The 18387-nt window shown below is 43.7% G+C and carries 15 protein-coding genes and 1 riboswitch; of the genes, 3 read left to right on the top strand and 12 right to left on the bottom strand.

Going from position 1 to position 18387, the window contains the following annotated elements:
• Window positions 1-318: 318 nt before the first annotated feature.
• Both AC4PM4_RS05390 and AC4PM4_RS05395 read left to right on the top strand, forming a co-directional pair.
• Window positions 319-795 (top strand): MarR family winged helix-turn-helix transcriptional regulator, encoded by a 477-nt coding sequence (locus tag AC4PM4_RS05390; RefSeq protein ID WP_063563706.1) that lies wholly within the window; start codon window positions 319-321, stop codon window positions 793-795.
• Window positions 785-2167, top strand: a complete 1383-nt coding sequence (locus tag AC4PM4_RS05395; protein ID WP_491612933.1) for an alpha/beta hydrolase — start codon at window positions 785-787, stop codon at window positions 2165-2167. Before AC4PM4_RS05390 ends, AC4PM4_RS05395 begins: the two co-directional genes overlap by 11 nt.
• 159 nt (window positions 2168-2326) lie before the next feature.
• Here the strand turns inward: AC4PM4_RS05395 and AC4PM4_RS05400 are convergent, their stop codons facing one another.
• The 12 genes from AC4PM4_RS05400 to AC4PM4_RS05455 form a co-directional block, all read right to left on the bottom strand.
• The gene (locus AC4PM4_RS05400; RefSeq protein ID WP_491612935.1) at window positions 2327-3082 is read right to left on the bottom strand and encodes a class I SAM-dependent methyltransferase; all 756 of its coding nucleotides are present in this window, start codon (window positions 3080-3082) and stop codon (window positions 2327-2329) included.
• Between the two features lie 17 nt (window positions 3083-3099).
• Complete coding sequence (gene secA2, locus AC4PM4_RS05405) at window positions 3100-5388, bottom strand: accessory Sec system translocase SecA2 (protein ID WP_491612936.1); 2289 nt, start codon at window positions 5386-5388, stop codon at window positions 3100-3102.
• A 182-nt stretch (window positions 5389-5570) separates the two neighbouring features.
• Window positions 5571-7871 carry a stalk domain-containing protein gene (locus AC4PM4_RS05410; RefSeq protein ID WP_491612937.1) on the bottom strand — a complete coding sequence of 767 codons (2301 nt, stop codon included), beginning with the start codon at window positions 7869-7871 and terminating at the stop codon, window positions 5571-5573.
• Window positions 7872-8265: 394 nt separating this feature from the next.
• A complete protein-coding gene (locus tag AC4PM4_RS05415) occupies window positions 8266-8439 on the bottom strand; it encodes a hypothetical protein (protein ID WP_161490550.1) in 174 nt (57 codons plus the stop codon).
• A 169-nt stretch (window positions 8440-8608) separates the two neighbouring features.
• A riboswitch (cobalamin riboswitch) is annotated at window positions 8609-8813 on the bottom strand.
• Window positions 8814-8925: 112 nt separating this feature from the next.
• Window positions 8926-10473, bottom strand: coding sequence for an ABC transporter substrate-binding protein (locus tag AC4PM4_RS05420; RefSeq protein WP_079693744.1), 1548 nt, complete (start codon window positions 10471-10473; stop codon window positions 8926-8928).
• A 7-nt stretch (window positions 10474-10480) separates the two neighbouring features.
• Entirely contained in the window at window positions 10481-11242 is a 762-nt protein-coding gene (locus AC4PM4_RS05425) for a response regulator transcription factor (RefSeq protein WP_491612939.1), read from the bottom strand.
• Between the two features lie 3 nt (window positions 11243-11245).
• Window positions 11246-12973 (bottom strand): sensor histidine kinase, encoded by a 1728-nt coding sequence (locus AC4PM4_RS05430; protein ID WP_400345251.1) that lies wholly within the window; start codon window positions 12971-12973, stop codon window positions 11246-11248.
• Between the two features lie 174 nt (window positions 12974-13147).
• Window positions 13148-14629, bottom strand: coding sequence for an ABC transporter substrate-binding protein (locus AC4PM4_RS05435; protein WP_491612940.1), 1482 nt, complete (start codon window positions 14627-14629; stop codon window positions 13148-13150).
• Window positions 14630-14794: 165 nt separating this feature from the next.
• Window positions 14795-15667, bottom strand: coding sequence for a carbohydrate ABC transporter permease (locus AC4PM4_RS05440; protein WP_491612941.1), 873 nt, complete (start codon window positions 15665-15667; stop codon window positions 14795-14797).
• 15 nt (window positions 15668-15682) lie between these two features.
• Window positions 15683-16627, bottom strand: a complete 945-nt coding sequence (locus AC4PM4_RS05445; RefSeq protein WP_491612943.1) for an ABC transporter permease — start codon at window positions 16625-16627, stop codon at window positions 15683-15685.
• Between the two features lie 291 nt (window positions 16628-16918).
• Window positions 16919-17212: an aldo/keto reductase gene (locus AC4PM4_RS05450; protein ID WP_256337886.1), complete on the bottom strand. Its 294-nt coding sequence runs from the start codon at window positions 17210-17212 to the stop codon at window positions 16919-16921.
• A 96-nt stretch (window positions 17213-17308) separates the two neighbouring features.
• A complete protein-coding gene (locus tag AC4PM4_RS05455; RefSeq protein ID WP_063563693.1) occupies window positions 17309-17848 on the bottom strand; it encodes a cysteine hydrolase family protein in 540 nt (179 codons plus the stop codon).
• A gap of 188 nt (window positions 17849-18036) precedes the next feature.
• Here AC4PM4_RS05455 and AC4PM4_RS05460 point away from each other — a divergent pair, with 188 nt between their 5' ends.
• Complete coding sequence (locus AC4PM4_RS05460; RefSeq protein WP_491612944.1) at window positions 18037-18309, top strand: hypothetical protein; 273 nt, start codon at window positions 18037-18039, stop codon at window positions 18307-18309.
• Window positions 18310-18387 lie beyond the last annotated feature (78 nt).

Here is an 18387-nt window from a genome sequence, read left to right on the forward strand (position 1 = left end):
CCCCCTATCGGATAAATTTCTGAAATTTCAAGAATTTCTTATAAGATATTAAGGATGTGTGTCTTGGATCGTTCCAACAGCTCATACCGGAAAGTGGGACAAGAACTTGTATGGCTAAATAAAAAAAGCCGCTAAAATAGCGACTTTCAAATGGGACTATGTTCTTGTCTCTCGACAAGTGTTTAGAACGGAGAATCTTAACTAACAATAACATTTGTCTTTTTTCAATTGTTGACTTACAAAAAACATGCTGTTAATATTAGTTTCACAATCTAACCGTTAGACAATGAAACTAATCTCGTAAAGGAGCAATTAACTATGGATATGGATAGAAAGCAATTAGAACAACATATTGATCTGTATACTCAGAGAGCAATATCAATTTCAATCAGTATGCAATCTATTCAAAAGAATATTTCAAAAGATAGCAGTGTTACTCCAGACCAGTTTAATTTATTGAATGTCATTAATACGACTGATCATTGCACAGCCAGTTTTTTAGCTAAAGCACTTAATGTCAAGAAAAGTTCTATTACTGCTATCGTGAATCGATTAACGGATAAAGAATTAATTAAACGTGAGTACAATGAAAAAGATAAACGAGTGGTCTGGCTTGAATTAACAGAAAAAGGACAGCACATTGTGTTGGAAGAGAGACAGAAAATACTGGCTGTATTGATGCCTTTAGGAAATAAGCTCACTGTTAAAGAGCTGGAGGAATTAAACCAATATTTATCTGTGATTGATACACAATTAAATAATATAAAGAAGGATATGGTTAAAAATGAAATTTAGTATGAGGTTATACGGAGTTATTGTAGGGTTAATTACGATTTTATTGTCTTGGTCACAGTCATTTTTTATCAATTATCTTATCCCATTAGGAATCGTAGCCATGGTTGTGTCTGTAATTAATATTCTAATCGTTAAGAAGCACTTAAATGAAAAGGTCTATCGTGCCTGGTTAGGTATCTCGGCTTTGTTTATAGCTACTGAAATCTTCTGGATGATATTTGATAAAATCGGATTATTTGTAGTTGCACAAGTTTCATTTGCAGTAACCGGGTTTGCATTAATTATTTTTGCCTTAGGCATGCATAAGAAAATGAATCGAAGTTTCAAATCATTAACGTTGAGAATTAGCAAATGGGTTCTCGTCCTTGTCTTAATGTTGGGGACATCCATATTAATATTATTTACAGCTACGCCAAAACCAGTTGCTTTATATTTGCAAAGCAGTTCTGGAGCAGAAAATACTTATACAGCAGAACCATCTACTACCACAACTATTGATGGTAAATATCAGTTAACAACAAATATTCAATATGGAGATAAGTATCCAAGAAGTTTTTTAAATATCATTACACCCGATGGTCAATTGGATGAAGAACGTCCAACATACTTTTATGTGCACGGCGGTGGCTTTATAGCGGGAGATTCAATTGGAGGTGATCCTAACGCAGGAGCGGCTTCAAATACAATGTTATATCATTATGAATTAATGGTTGATCATGGTTATAATGTGGTGACCATAAATTATGCTTTAGCTCCTGAATATATACACCCTACACCCATAAAACAATTATCAGAAGCGGTGCAATATATGCAGCAAAATGGCAAACAGTACGGAATTAATATGAACAATGTAATCTTTGGCGGGGGAAGCGCAGGTGGATTTATCGCTGCAGACTTTGTGACAATTCAAGCTAACCCTGAGTATGCGAAAGAAATCGATATTAATCCTGTCATAGAGCTTACGGATATCAAAGCTTTAGTATTAGAAGTACCCATTCTTGACTTTAGTCGGGGCCATAGAACCGTAACCGAAGACATCGTGACTGACTATATTTTCGCTCAATCAGGAAGTGCATACATTGGTCAGCCGGTGGTTAGCGCTGATAAAGATATCTTGCAATCCTTAAATGTAATACCAAGAGCGACGAGTAATTTCCCTCCAACTTTTATAACGGATGGAAACACGGGGACATTCACAGATCAGGCTGAAGATTATTATAACCGCTTAAAAGAATTAGGGGTCAAGACAGATTTATATATTCCTGATATCCATGAGAGCAAAGAAGTTCATGGATATATGAACACGATTGATACTAAAGCAACTCGAACTTATATTCAGAGAAAATTAGCCTTCTTGGATAGTTTAGATTAATCATGATCGAAATTTAAAAACAAAAAATCGTTGCTTACTTTTCACTTAGGCAACGAATCAACATCTAGGCGTACAATCGTTAAAAGGCTCTATGGACGTAAACTCCACAAACATACCCAGCTATAGCTTGATAATATAGCTGGGTATCATTTTGTTGATCTATACTTCTCCCCAAAAAATCTCAGTTTCATAATCGAATTCAACAATACCATCTTGATTATTTTTATCAAATAAATTCCGCAGTTCTGTTATCATAGGATCGTAATTTGCATGCCCGGGTACAGGGCTGTAGGAAGATGATAGCAAACGGCCTTTCAAACCCTCGAAATCGAACTCCTGACTCATTCTGAATCGCATTTCATGCATTGAACCTTCCTTGAAAAAAGAGAGCAAAATCGTCTTAGAAATATTTTTATGATTGACTGTTTCGTAGTCGGTTCCGTATGTATGAAGCAGTTGATTGTACTCTTCACGAAATGGAGTACCGTTTGTAAGACGTGAATTCCAGATGAGTATTACTCTCCCACCTGGCCGTAAAATTCTGCGAAACTCCATTTGGGCTGCGGAGCGATCGAACCAATGAAACGCCTGAGCGCAGACAATAAAATCAACCGACTGATCAGGTAACCCAGTAGATTCTGCAGAACCTGATGTACTCTGAAATTTCGGATTACTTTCTAACATTTGCTCGGCGGCTTCCCGCATTGCCTGATTTGGCTCGACCGCGATAACATAGCTTCCGTGTTCCAAAAGTAGCTTTGAGATGATCCCAGTACCTGAACCGATGTCTGCTATGTTGCTGTTCGCACGTAAACCGACGACGTCGTACAAATGGTCAATAGCCTCTATGGGATAGCTCGGGCGGTATTTCAAATACGAATCGACCCGATTCGAAAACCGTTCTCTGTTGTTCATCGATCGTCACGCTCCCATCAATATTTTGACATCCTATATACCGGCCACAGTATCAGCTTCAAAAGCTTACTGCCCCAAAAAGCCAATACGGTCGTTCCGGTCCATGAACTGCGCTTATCTTGGCTGTATTGATCGTTGATCATATAAGTCCGAGTCGAAATAGGACTCTTCAGACCGAACTGTTCCCATTTCGCCGGATCATTCGAACCTCCGAGTTTTCTAAGCATATTCGCCGACTCATGATCTATTTTAGCCGGAATTTGCTCGAATGCTTGGGTGATTTGCGTATGAAACTCGTCGATCGGGTTGCGACTGGTAATGCTCTGGAGATGGATGCTTTCGCGAATGTAAGAAACGTATGCCAGATGGTCAGCCCAGAACTCGTCGATATAAAAAAGCCGTACCCGCTGCTCTGAAGGACTCATCTTCCTCTCGCCTTTCAATATTTCGAGCCGCTCCTCGTATAGAATTCGCCTCTGATCCTCCACCATATCCGAATAACAGTTCAATTCCCGCTGAATATCGAAGTTTTGACCGACGATAACGCGCTGAATATGCTCGATTTTGCTGCGGAGCGCCGGATCATTCAGAACCTCGTCCTGCCTGGGGGCACGAAACAATTTATGAATGCCGAAGCGAAGCATCAACTCGTCTTCCAGGCTTATATAGAATACGGAAGCACCCGGATCACCTTGGCGGCCGGAACGCCCGCGCAACTGGTTGTCAATCCGCATGCTCTCGTTCACATATGTACCTATCACGTATAATCCGCCCAGCTTGACAACCACTCCTGCCTGCGCTGGGTTGCCTCCACCGAGACGAATGTCGACGCCGCGTCCTGCCATATTCGTAGATACCGTTATGGCCCCGATTTCTCCCGCTTTGGCGATGATCTCGGCTTCTTTCGCATCGTTTTTCGCATTCAGAACCTGACAAGATACGCCGGCAATCGCAAGCGCCTCCGCCAGCATGTCAGACTCCTCGACGCTTGACGTACCAATAAGAATGGGGCGTCCCACCCTATGGACGGAAGAGATTTCTTGTACAAGCGCCTTATATTTGGCTTCTTTATGGGTGTAAATTCGGTGCTGGTGGTCTATCCGTATGTTTGGCTGGTTCGGCGGAATTTGCACGACCTGCAGCGCATAGATATCTTCGAATTCCATTGCTGAAGCGAGCGCCGTAGCCGTCATTCCGCAAATTCCCGAATACAGGCTAATGAAATGTTGAATGGTGATCGTACCGAGAATTCTACCACCGGCCTTCCACTGCAACCCTTCTTTCGCCACCAGTGCAGCTTGCAGCCCGTCCGGCAAATACCTGTTCTCAGCCACACGGCCGGTATGTTCTTCGATTAACTCAATTTCACCATCCCGGACGATGTAATCGACGTCTTTTTTTAATAACGCTTCCACATGCAGCGCACAATTCAATGACGTTAAAAAATGACTATTATGGCTATCGTACAAATTGCCGCATCCAAGCAGCAACTCCGCTTTCGCAGCACCCGCATCATTCAAGTAAACGTTCCGCTGGAACTCGTCAAAATCGTAATGCTCTGCTGGCAGAAGCTGCCGGGCCACTTCTGCGAAAAGAATACCGTCATTCTTGGAAGCGCTCGAATCGCCACTAATGACTAGCGGCACCCGCGCTTCATCAAGAAGCAATGAATCCGCTTCGTCGACGATGACGTAGTGGAAAGGACGATGTACGGTATCAGCTTCATTTAATGCTATTGTGTCACGCAAATAATCGAACCCTGCTTCTTTAGCCGTAACATAGGTTATATCCTTGGCGTACGCTTCCCGTTTCTCGAACAGGCTCATGCCCGCTTGAACCGAGCTTACCGTTAACCCAAGGAAACGGTAGATCGGACCCATCCACTCTGCATCTCGATTTGCCAAGTAGTCGTTAAATGTAAGCACATGAACGCCTTCGCCTGTCAACGCGTTGAGATAAGCAGGCATAACAGCAGAGAGTGTTTTTCCTTCACCGGTATGCTGCTCGATCAAAAATCTCTCGTGCAAAGCGATAGCAGCCAGAATCTGGACATCGTAAGGCTGTAATCCGAGTGTTCTCTTAGCAGCCTCGCAGACTAACGCATAAGCATCAACAAGCAGCTCATCCAAATGCGTGCCTGATCGTGCTTCTTCTTGCAGCCGAAGGGATTCCACTTGTAGACGCTGATCTTCCCAAGCTTCCAAATTCCGTTTCCTGATAAGCTCCACTTTGTCTCGATAATCTTTCAACAAACGCCGGGTATCGCGCTCCTTGAATTCACGTATCAACTTGACGACTACATTCATCGGAATTTGATTCCTCCTCAGTAGAAATAAGCGGTTCTATAGTGGCTTTTTAAGCAGCATCCATTTCGTATATCCTCATATCCCCAGTGAAAAGAAAAGACTCCTTATGGAGTCCTTCTTTCGATAGTTAATACGCCAACCCAATCATTCATTCCCGCTCTAGCTTATGTGAAACAACTTCATCACTTCTCCGATGGGAGCGGTGTAAAGAGCAGATTAACCGGCAGGTTGCTTCCTGGCGCGGCAGAGAAAAGAATCGTTACGCTCTCTCCATATGCCCCTGTGCGGTAAAGAACGCTTTGTTCACTTGAATTGCTAACAGCAACGTTACCATCGGCAATGGATACAACCTGATTGTTCACTAGAGCCACTCCTGAGTATTTCCCTCCACGAGGGTTAAATGAGATTAACGTACGCGGAGCCACATTATTCAGCGTGATTTTGTACAATACGCCAAAATTACCCGCGTTGGATGCGTCTGTGTAAGCCATTGGATCTGTTCCAACCAGATTGGGATCGCTTGCGTTATCACCCAGTGGCAGACGAGCAGGTTTGACTCCCACTAGCTGATCATACGTAATGATACGAGTCGCATTCGGGTACGTTCCACGGTTGTGCACACCGTCACGATCAAGCACAGGTAGCATTGGTAAAGTCTCGAACGGATCTTTATTTTCTTCGACGAGGATAACGTTATAGTCCAGGGAATAATCACTATAAGCATCCGAATAGAGTGAGATCACTTGTCCTTCTTTCATCGGAGTTTTATTTAGCTCGGTCAAAATCAGTTTGCTTTCTCCAGGTTGAATAACTTCTTTCTTCTGATCGGCTCCGGTCTGAATCGATCTGAACCATTTATCAATCGACAGTTTCCCAGCTACGGTAGCATACGGTGTAGGCCCAGCAAAGCCCATATTTTGTTGTTCGAATACGGCCGGATTGGGGTTGTTATTGGTTGCAATAACATACATTTTTACTCTTTTGCCTGTATTGTTAACATGATGAATCATGAAACGGGTCTGCCCTGAAGATGATTCTTTATATACGATGCCTTCCGTATTAACCGTTTCCGGACTGTTGCTGCGGATCAGCAGACTTGGCTCATCCCTGTACGTATAAGGCACTTTTTCCATGGAAGTTACTTCGCCACCGTTAAAGGTAAATTTCTGTCCTACCGGCGTGAAGAGTAAATTGAAATCGGAAAATGAATATAATGTCTCATTGGTTATGGTTATAACTTTGGAGTACGTGTTCGTCGCGCCGTGATTGTCAGTAACGGTGAGTGTTACCGTTTTTGGACCGGGTTCAAAGAAGGCCAGCGAATTGTTTTCCCATACCGTTTTTTCAATACTGTTTTCATCATCTGTACTTTGGTCGATGTATGTTATTTTTTCGCCCATTTTATATTGTTCCTTGTCTGTAGTGAACATGGCTACAGGAGGAAGATTAGGACTCAGTACTTGAATCGTCATCGAATAGGGATCGCTCCATTGACCATTGGAATCCTGTACTTGATATGAAATCGTATATGTACCCGCTTGATCAAATGATTCCTGACGACCTGTCCAGCGTTCGTCTAGGATATCCAGACCATTTGGAGAACTGGAAGAAGTCACATAGTCCACTTTATCGCCCGCAAAAATTTCCTTTTGGGAAATCACAAAGCTTGCAACGGGTTTAGTATTGAGATTCAGCACAACCGTTTTAGCCGACTGATTCACTTTATAGGTGATGTTCAGAGCTTGAGTAATGGAAGTTAACGGCACCATGAACGTATTTTTTTGCTGATAAGCAGGGCCTTTCATTGTTCTGGACTCTCCATTTACGGTATAGACCGTGCTGTTGGTTTTGAATCGGAGCTCATTATCACCACTGATGATGATCGTTTCCTTGGTTTTATTATCGTATTTGACCCCGTATCCCACACGGTCCACCAGTGCACGGATCGCAACATAGGATACGCCGTTTTTTACAGTCATGGGCTGGCCAGCAAGATACGTTTTGCCATCCTGCTCCATTTTGTTGCTATTCATGTACAACGTCAGATTGCCGCCTGCTGCTACGGCAGAATTTCCATCAATAGATGGTTGCTCTATTTGAGCTGGCGTAGCTGGCGTTTCAACATCCTCGGGGGTTCCCTCTTGGTTTACAGGTTTCGTACTCGTTTCGTTTGTAGTCGACCCTTCGCCATCAATGGCGGATTTCTCGATATCTGTTTTGGGTGTTGCCTCAGTGCCTGTCAAAGTTCCGGTTTCTTTTCCTTTAGTGGACGGCGTATTGGTGGATGCATTATTGCTCCCTGTCTTTACTTCACTCTCAGCGATCGGCTGCTCCTGCTTCAATACCTCAACCGATTCTACTTTGGCCGTATTTACTGATGCTGTGTCATCTTGCGGTGCTGATTGCGCACTCACTGAACCGACTGCAAATGCTTGAAAAACGGCTAAAGCGGTAAAAATGGACAATTTCTTCTTCATATTCATGCTTTGTCTTTGGCTCCTTCTGCTCCCAAGTAATTGTTATCCTCTCAAAAAGTCATACTATTAGACGCTAGATTTAGAAAAAAGTTTCTAGTAAACTTGTAAATTATGGATCGTGTTCAGCTATTTTCAATGGAAATGCTATTTATTCAACAAATGAATTATAAAAGAATCATTTAAGAGTCTTCAAAAGATTACCTTTTAAGCAGCGGATAGCGCAACGTATAAGCCTTCACTAACATTACTGGCTAACCGTAGTAATACAAAAAGCCGCTATAAAATAGCGACTTTGAATTGGAACAATCGTTTTCTCCCTCGACAATTGATTTTTCTTACGTTCTTTATGCATCGATTTTACCAGCCAGAATGTACTATAATGTTCTACTTGCTAGCAAATCTAACTTAGTACTTTTCGTAGTATCTTCTGCCAGCGCTCTTGTGTGTCTGGAGATGTATATTCCAGATGATGAAGCAGGTCGCCATATGCATCGGCATTTAAATTTCGAATGACTCTGATCATCGTTTGTTCATTTTCTACGTGAGACAAAAAATGGACTAATTCATACCGCATTGATGGACTCCCTCCTCATAACCCACAACCTTGTGGACATCTGTACTCATGACATCTGTAGACAACCAAAAAAGACGTCTTTCCCCTGAAAAAGCATAGGGAAAGACGCCTCCATAATTATGCAAATTATGACGGTTCATCTAACACCTTCCTATCTCCCGTAGGTACAGCAGTGCTGTCGAAACAGGCAGGTCTCCTGGCTCCGGAATCGTCACATGGCAGCGGCCTTCCCGATTGATCTCAATCAGTGGCTAAGTAGGCTACCTGCTCCTCCGTCACAGTGGCGGGACCGCGTCGGCATCGCACCGACTTCCCTTTTAAGTTTGGCCGACAAGCAATGTTTGCGACCAGACACCTGTTCCCGATATTTAATTTGGGTATTTTAAAATCTCTTACATCTTACTCGACAACGAAAGACAAATACAAGCGTTCAATTACAAAGGAGTAAATACCACATCCTGAACACCCTTTCAATTGGCAAATAATTTAGTGAGCTTTTTGACGAACACTGTGAATGCCATGCATCTGATCAACACGCCAAACGTCAAGTTGCCTCTGCACTTCTGTCCGCACCTCGTCCAGACCTGCCTGCTTCAGCTCCTCATTAAATTTGGGCAGTACCCTGTCCACATCCACACTGCCGGTCATCAGGCTTGGATAGTACTTTTCCCAAACCATTTTTATGAGGTTGACCTGAATGGACATACTGGTTAAATTCGGCGTAAATCCGAGCAACTTCGATGTAACGTATTCCGCGTTTGCTGCTCGGTACTGATCCCACTTATCCAACGGATCGGGATATTTTCCACCGATCGTTTTGAGAATGAACCAGTTTCCTTGTGTATATTGCACACCTTCATAGCCGACTTCTGATACCGGATCATTGCCGCTGTCTCCCGAAGATTTCAGCAGCACCTGCCCGTTCTTGTCCAACGTATAATGCACACCTTCAATACCGTAATTAAACAGATTGCGGATCTCCGGGTCCGTGTTGAGCAAATTCAAAAACTTTACGCTTTCAACGGGGTGCGCTGACTTTGCGTTTATTGCCATAATCCCGCCGCGAACGGATTCCGTCGTGATTAGTGGCGGGGTCACAGGATAAGCAACAACTTTATAGCCGCGATCCTTGCTCCAGCTGTTTTCCGAAAGTGGTCCCCCTCCCGCAGATTTCCAGAAAACCCGTTCTTCGCGTTTGAGATTTTGGCTCTCCCGCAGGGCCGCGTCTTCATTGATGTAACCCTTGACGTAATAGCTGCGGAGTGTATCCAGCACCTGCCTTGCTTCCTTGGCCTCAAATATATTGATCACATGCGCGTCGGGATCCAGTGAACGCACCATGAGCGGTAGCGGTTTGTCCAGCACATATTCGTAACCGTACATGGCGAAGAAGTTCTGGGAATCCTTGTCCATCTCCATCAACTGATAGGAGGGTTCCTTTTCCTTGATCATTTGGAACAGCGGATCCAGAGATTCCAGGCTGTTGTACTTCGTAATATCAATGTCATACTTTTGGACAAGCGTCTCCGGATACATCCATTGCATGCGGACCGCAAGCTCCTTATTCGTGGGCACGCCGTAGATGCCTCCGTCTTCCATGCGAACGCCCTGCCATAGAACGGGGTCGATCGCGTCGTACATATCCTTGCCGAAGTTGGATAAGTAGCTGTCCAGTCTCAGCCATGCTCCCCGTTGAACATAGCTTGAGTAATCCGTGGTAAAAGCGATATCAAAAGGAGTTCCCGTCGAAATTAGTGTATTGATCCGGTCATTGTACTCCTGCCAACCAATCTTGATATATGTAATAGTGATTCCGATTTTTTGAGCCAACAATTCATTGATTTTATCGTTTACCATCTTCAGATCCGGATCAGAATTGCCAAGCGTATAATAAATCAGATTCACTGTGTTGATATTTTTGTCGAATTCCTCGTTCTTGCCCGATATGGAAATACACCCGGACAGAAGCAGCGTCAACATCACTGTAATCAGGATAGCCTTGATAAATGTGTTCCAGATACATGAATGTATCATTTCTGAACTACTCCTTTCTCCGCAGATCGGAAGGCGATTTGCGGAAGTAGGCTTGGAAATGCGTGTAAAAGTAGTTTAGATTGGCGTAACCGACGGAAAGCGCAATCGTCGATATCTTCTCGTTTGTAGCCTGAATACGATCTCGCGCACATAACATCCGGTAAGCCATAAGGTACTCCGAAAATTTCATCTTGGTTTCCTTCAGAAACAACTGTCCAAGATAGGTTCCGTTCATGCGAAAACGGCTCGCCAACTCTTTGAGATTAAGATTTTGATTGTATTCAGCCTTAACCATTAGCAAAATGCGGTTGGTTAGCTTGGATAAGCTGTCGTAGCGCACTTCCAATATGGGGTCTATATCACGGTGGTTCAGATTTCTTCCCTCCAGCGTACCGTTCAAATTTTCGACGATGACTCGTTCAATCAGAGCTTGAAGCTTTGCTCGCTCAACGGGTTTGAGTAGATAATCCTTAACCCCACAATGAATAGCCTCCAGGGCGTATTCGAACTCACCATAACCGCTCATCATAATATAGGTAGTCGGGAGCCCGAGCTCATTAAGCTTGTGAATGGCGTTATAGCCGCGATCCTTGCCAATGCAAACGTCAAAGATTGCTAGGTCCGGCCAAAACTCCACGGCCTTTGTTAGCGCATCCCCATAGGTTTCGCTGGTCTCGATCTGTCTGAAGCCAAGCATTTCCCAATCCAGCGTTCGCTTGATTCCTTCCAGGATTAGCGGCTCGTCATCAACGATTAGAAGTTTGTACATACGTTATGCCTCCTTCGCTATGGTTAAGGTAACTTTGACACCAGCTTCCACATTATTTTCAATTTGCATGGTAAAGCCTTTCCCATAGAAAAAATGAAGCCGTGTATAAACGTTGCGTAGGCCGATGCTCTCCGATGCCGAGTCCCCGACAAAAGACAGATTGCGGCGGATATCAGCTAATCGATCTTCCGAGATCGAGTTCCCATTGTCTACAATCTCCAATACGTATGAGTGGGCATTTTCCAATCCATTCACAACAAGCAGATTAAATTCGTGGTCCGAATGGAAGCCGTGTACGAAAAAGTTCTCGGCGAGCGGCTGCATCCAGAACTTAACGGTAGGTAAAGCCAGCAGTCCCTGGTCCACATTGATTTGATAATAGAATTTGTCCGGATATTTAAATTCCATGATCTTTAAGTATTTTTCAAGCAAAGCCAGCTCACTGCCCAACAGAATAATATCTTCGTTTTTCACAATTTCACGATATAACGAGCCCAGTGTAGCTACCGCTTCGGCTGTATCAACCGCACGGCCTGCCAGCGCAAACGATCTGATAATTTCAAGTGTATTGTACAAAAAATGAGGGTTAATTTGATTTTGAAGCGCTTTCATTTCTGTTTCCTTCTGTTTCAGTTTTAGCAAGTACTCGGTTCGAATATGTTGGTTGAGCTGATGCGTCATATCGTCGAGTTCCCTCGCGATCATTCCGTACTCATTCTTTCGATAGCGGGTCGGACTGATTGGCGTAAAATTGGCGGATTTTACACGTTGGATGGAATAGATAATTCGTTGCAGAAAACCTGCGTCTTCACGAAGATTGTATCCGATTAAAAGGAGAAAACTGACCATAGCTGCCAAGAAGATCAAGAACACGATAAGCAGCATACCGGTTTTTTGTCGGATAAGCACTGCCATGTCTACAATACTAATCAATTGGTAATCGTAAGCATTGGACGAATGGGTCACATAAAATGCGCGATCCAGCTTGCCTAACTGCATAAACCCCTTGGTACGTTCTTTTGAAGCAGCCTTTATGAATAATTCCTGGGTGGCTCTGCCTCCAACGTCCATGAGATAGACATCCCCAGCCGCGCTGACGACTCCGTTTTCGATCCATTGATTGTTCTGCACGCCTTTGAATAATACATCGCTGCTGACCAAAAAACGAAACTCACCGAGCTGGCGTGAGATTTGATTTTCGTCCAGCAGCTGCTTACGGATGACGAAACCTCTTTGGATTGTCTCTCGAAATATATCATCCGTGTTAGGCAGATTAAACAAAAAGCTCGTCGCACCGTTACTGGCGAAACGTACTACGTTGCCTCGTTCCTCGGTATGCAGACTCACCTGGATAATATCTTCCTGCCCACTGCCGAGAAAAGCTTTCACATCCTCTGGAAACGATGCGAGAGGCTGATCATAGCGGCTGTTCTGGAGTCTTCCCGTCAGATAACCTTCCGCGCTGTTGGCGAGAAAATAACGAACGTCTGCCACCAGACCGTTATTGGAGTAAACTCGCTGTAAATAGGATTCGATCCGCTCAGCATCGTTTTGAAGAATGCTTTCAACCCGGGAGAATGCATCTGCCGCTTGATTCTGAGCATTCTCTAACCACTGCTGCAGCAAAACAAGTGTGGTCAATACGCTTAAAATCAGACCCATGAATAACGTAAAAATCGCGTAAGCAATAAATTTGCGGCGGTAGATTTTGATTTGAAAGAAGGAAAACATGCAGCTCTCCTTAGCAGTTGGATTATATTGAGACTTATAGTTTTACCATATAGCTATTTGTCGGACAAATCAATCCGTTATAAACTCAAATTAAATGCAAATGTCTCCAGTAAGATTGGAAAACCCGAACGGCCACAACGGCTCCGTTCGGGTTATTGTCGCAAGTCTCAAGGATTATGATTTGAAATATGCGTTGATCTGTTCTTGTGCGGCTTCCATAATCTTATCCAATCCAGCTTTCTTCAACTCTTCTATAATTTGCGGTATCTTTTTTTCCGGATCGGATGCGCCAGTGATCAGCTCATAATTGTATTTGTTCCATACAGCCTTCACATTGGCTACTTCAGTGCCGAGTTCGCTAATATCCAGTGCAAAGCCAAGGATCGAAGATGAGGTGGCTGCTTCATTCAGCTTGCGGACCTGATCCCACTGATCTTCAGGTGCGCCTTTTGTGACAGCCATGTTGAAGAACGTTCCTTGTGTATAGGCCGCCAGCGGCCACGAATCCGTTTTCCGTTCAACTGTATTGTCGTTTACATAATCGAAATCGACACCCTCTTCGCCATAAGCAAGCATATTGCGCAGCTTGGGGTCGGTGTTTACCAGTTCCAGATATTTAAGCGCTTCTTCCTTGTACTTGGAGTTGGCAGAGATTGCGTTCATGGATCCCTGGATTGTGCTGGTTGTATAGATCGGACCCAGAATTTGAACCATGTCGTATTTATCAATACCCGCCGAGATCTGCCAATTCACTTCTGCACCAGGGAACGCCTGCGCACTGAAGAACGGGCGATAAGGGTCGGCCTCGATTTTGGTTGGCGCATCCGGATTGATAATGCCGTCCTTGTACCATTGATACATGAGCTTCAGTTTTCCCTGTATATCCGGTTGTTCCAGAACAGAAACGACTGTACGGGATTCATCTTCGGCCTTTACGCCGATCGGCTGAAAGCCGAGAGTCATATCGTCATAGTCATTAAAGAAACCGTTAATGCCCTCTCCTTGAGTCAAGGACAGTGGATAGAACCCTTTGCCTTCACCAGCCTTGAAGTCACGGAATGGCTTGTCCAGATCCTGTAGTGTCTTGATGCTGCCGAGGTCGACATTGTACTTTTGAACGAGCGCATCGTCAAACACCCAGTACTGGGTTAATGAAGAATCCTTGTACGTTGGAACAGCGTAAATCTTGCCACCGACTTTCGTTCCATCCCACACCAATTCTGGGATATAGCTGTGCAAGTCCGGTACCGTACTTGGCACAAGGTCGGTAATATCCGTGAATGCGCCCATGTTGACCTGTTGACTGTATTTTCCGTTATTCGTAAACATAATGTCGAAAGCTTCACCGGAGTTTACAATCGTATTGATCTTCGTGTCCCAATCGCCCCAACTGGCAACGCGGAGATCGATTTTCACACCAATCTTCTCTGCCGTATATTCGTTTATCTTCTCAATTGCCTTATCAAAATTGGCTGGCACTTGTCCGCCGATCGTCCACCACACCAGCGTAGGTACCTCGCCGGAACCTTCGCCTGCATTCGATCCTGAGTTTTCCGCTGACGTGTTGTTTGACGCGTTATTGTTGTCTGAGCCGGAACAGCCTGTTAAACCAAAGATTGCCAGCGTTACCACTCCAATCAAAAGCGGAGTTTTCATCCATGCTTTAAACCTTGTCCTCATTCCTCTATTCCCTCCCTTAAGTTAACACGCACCGATCCTGCGAAAAAATTATGATAAACCTGAAATTTCCAGATTTATTTCGATTTATCCCTTCACTGCACCCACCGTCAAACCGGAGATAAAGTATTTCTGGAAGAAGGGTTAGGCCAGAGCAACGGGCAGTACAATAATGATCGCAACAGCCATACGTGCCGATTCTTTGGGCATGGTGGCGACAAGCTCGGCGTAGCTTATGCCCATCGTCGAGGCGTTTTTAGCCAGCGCATCAACGTTGCTCATCAGGCTGTTCAGTAGCGCCTGCAGCGAATACAAGCTTTGGTCGTCAATATACAACATCGATTGAAACCAGTCATTCCAGTACGAGAAGCAGAGAAACAGACCAATCGTCGCTAGAACTGGCAGTGAGATCGGGAGCACGATTGTGAAGAAGATGCGGAATTGACCTGCTCCGTCAATTTCAGCCGATTCGATCAGCCCGTCCGGAATGGTCGTCTTGAAAAAAGTTTTGCAGATGATGACATTAAAGGAAGAAACGGCTAATGGTAAAATCAGCGCCCAGATTGTATTGCTTAATCCCAACATCGTCGAATTGATGTAATAGCTGGAGACAAGACCGCCGTTAAAAACCATCGGGATGAACACAATCCATGTCAAAAGTCCTTTTAGCTTAAATTGGGGACGGGACAATGCATAACCCATCGTAGTGGTGAGCAGTACGCCGATCAGTGTGCCTATTACCGTAACGAATACGGAGACTCCGAGCGCACGTACAATCATCGAGCCCTGCTTAACGATATAGTTGTAGGACTCAGCCGAGAATGCCGACGGCAGGAGTTGGTAACCGGTCTCTCGAATGGATGCTTCGCTAGACAGTGAAATAGATAGCACCACGACGATAGGGACTACGCATAACAAAGCTAAAATGATAAAGATGAGGTGAAAAAAAATGTTCGTTCCTTTGCCGACTCGGTTAAACTTTTCAAGACCGGAATCGTAGCTTGATTGTGTTGACATCTTCCTGCCTCCTCTCTAAATCAGTGCGCTTTCTGGATCAACTTTGCGAACGATCCAGTTCGCGAATAGGATCATTCCGCAGCCCAGTACAGATTGCATGAAGGCAGAGGCGGACGCCATCCCGACCGTCGCGGTTTTGAGTTGTTTGTACACAAGCACATCGACCGTCGTGGTTACATTGTAGAGAGAATTGGAGTCCCGCGGCACTTGGAAGAACAAACCAAAATCCGTGGAAAAGATGCCTCCGACTGACAGGATAAACATCAGCACAATAACAAATTTCATCAGGGGCAGCGTAATATACCGTGTCTGCTGCCACTTGCTAGCGCCATCAATAACGGCGGCTTCGTAATACGTTGAATCCATGCTTGTGATTGTCGCCAAGTAGACAACCATCCCATAGCCGAGACCCTTCCACATGTTCATAAACACAAGGAGATAAGGCCAATACGATGGTTCCATGTACCAATTTTTTGGATCCTGGTTGAAATGGGTCAGAACTTGATTGGCAATCCCCTTGTCATAGCTCAAGAATGCCCAAAGCACCGCGGAAACGACAACCCAAGATAGGAAATACGGGAGAAACATCATCGTCTGATAGATCTTGGCTGCCTTGCGGCTGTGCAGCTGTCCAACCATCAATGCAAGTGACACAGGCACGATGATACCCAGAATAATAAAAATCATGTTGTAACCGATAGTATTGCGAATTACGATCCAGACGTCGTTCGAACTGAACAGGAATTCAAAGTTTTTGAACCCGATCCAGTCGCTGTTTATAACATTACTGAGAAAATTCCCGTGAATCTTGAAATTCTTAAAAGCGATAATGACACCGAACATCGGCAAGAAGCTGAACAAAATGTACCAGATTGTGGTCGGAAGCACGAGCAGCGCGAGCTCGGTATCATGCTTGCGCCAGCGTGTTCGTACTCTTTTACGGGTGACTTTTGCTCCCATATCATTCTTCCCTTCTTGTAGAACCTATCCTCGATTAGTTGTAATTCTATGTAAATCACCAGATGATTCCTAGATCAAAAACGTTAGATAATAGTCAAAAAACAATAGGTTTTAATATATTCCACATCGATACTTGGTGAGAGAATATAAGAAAGACCTTGAGAGTTTACCACCCTCAAGGTCTGGAACTATCTATTAACTTACGGACGAACCACAACACCATTTTTAAAATTCATCTGCGGAAACTCCCACCTGCTATTTCATTCTCTGGAATTGCGGCTTCAATTCTTTTCAGGTCACTTTTAATAAATTGGACATCCAGAGACCGGATTGATAAAGATCGATATATTCTACGTTTAACCGTTTTAGCGTGTAGGCCAGATAATTTTTTATATGTTGAGGCCTAACTTCCAGGCCGTACATGAATCCGTCTAGCGCCACTAATGCTCCAAACTTTACAGCTAAAAAAGCCTTCTCTCTTTGGCTGCCTTTAAGTGCCTCACCAATAAGCATTTCATTATGTCCGCTGCTATAAAAATCAGCCGTATTTAAATGAGAAATTCCAGCATCCAACGCGGCAACCACTGCTCAAAATAATGAATAAGGGACTCGATTTCTCCACGAAACTGCTCTAAGCCCTTAAGTTTTAGATCCGTCTCAGCAAGGTGTTCACGAAGGGTCTCATCGTGAAATCGACATTATGATATCCTGGGTATCGCTTAAAGAAACAAACCAGTTTTGTAGAAGGATATTATGATGTGTAATGATTTGATCTGCAATTAAAAAGGAAGAGTCCGCAGTACTGTGACCATCTTTGGCTAAAATAACATCATATCCTAAGCTAAATGCTCTACGACATGTAGCATCAACACATATCTCAGTCTGAATTCCTGCGACAATCAGTTGATTAACGTCTAGCTGATTTAAATGTGATTCAAGGGTGGTATCTTGAAATGAATCTGGAAAGTCCTTTTCAATTTTCACATCTTGAGCGATCAAGGGTAAGGCGGGATGAAGACTCCACCCTGAGGATTTTTTTGAGGTTAGCGTCCCTAATTTCCCATTATGCTGCGTAAGTATGACTGGAATCTTACTTATGTGGGCCCACGTAATAAGTTGTTTGATATTATCTAATAATTTTTCACTGTTATGTATAAAGAGAGGATTCATAAATGATCCGATTTGTACATCTATGATCAATAATGCTGGCTTATAGATCATAACTTTCCCCTCCTCATCCTAGATACTTCTTCATTCATTCATTCTAGAGGTTAGAATTGCCCGTAAGCATAATTATATTCATCATTTTTTACACCTAATCAGTTATGAGACAAAGTTCTTGCCCTCTGTTTGGTACAAGAACTTTGTTTTGAATAAACTCTGAAATACTCATACTTCTTATGAATTCCATGCATGTTGAGGAGGCTCAAAAAAAGCTGCTTCAAAAGTATGTCTCTATAGATATTATTGATCAGGTGTTTCCAGAGGATATCTCTAAGCAAACGTACTTGGATGGACAACTTTACAATTTGTTATTGCTTGTCCATCGAGCTATCGTAAAGGATCTTAAACCAGACCATCCTTTCATACAACAGCAGTTGCATGGCATATTTGCAGATACTCCATTAGGTAATCTCATTTTCAATGACGAGGCAAATAACGAAGAACTGTATAAAACGTAAAACCCTATGAGTCGTTGGTGCCTAAGCATACTATGGATTTTTTAATAGAAGCATTTGAGGTATTAAATACGAAGAAGA

Source organism: Paenibacillus sp. MDV22-iso6, assembly GCF_058408365.1.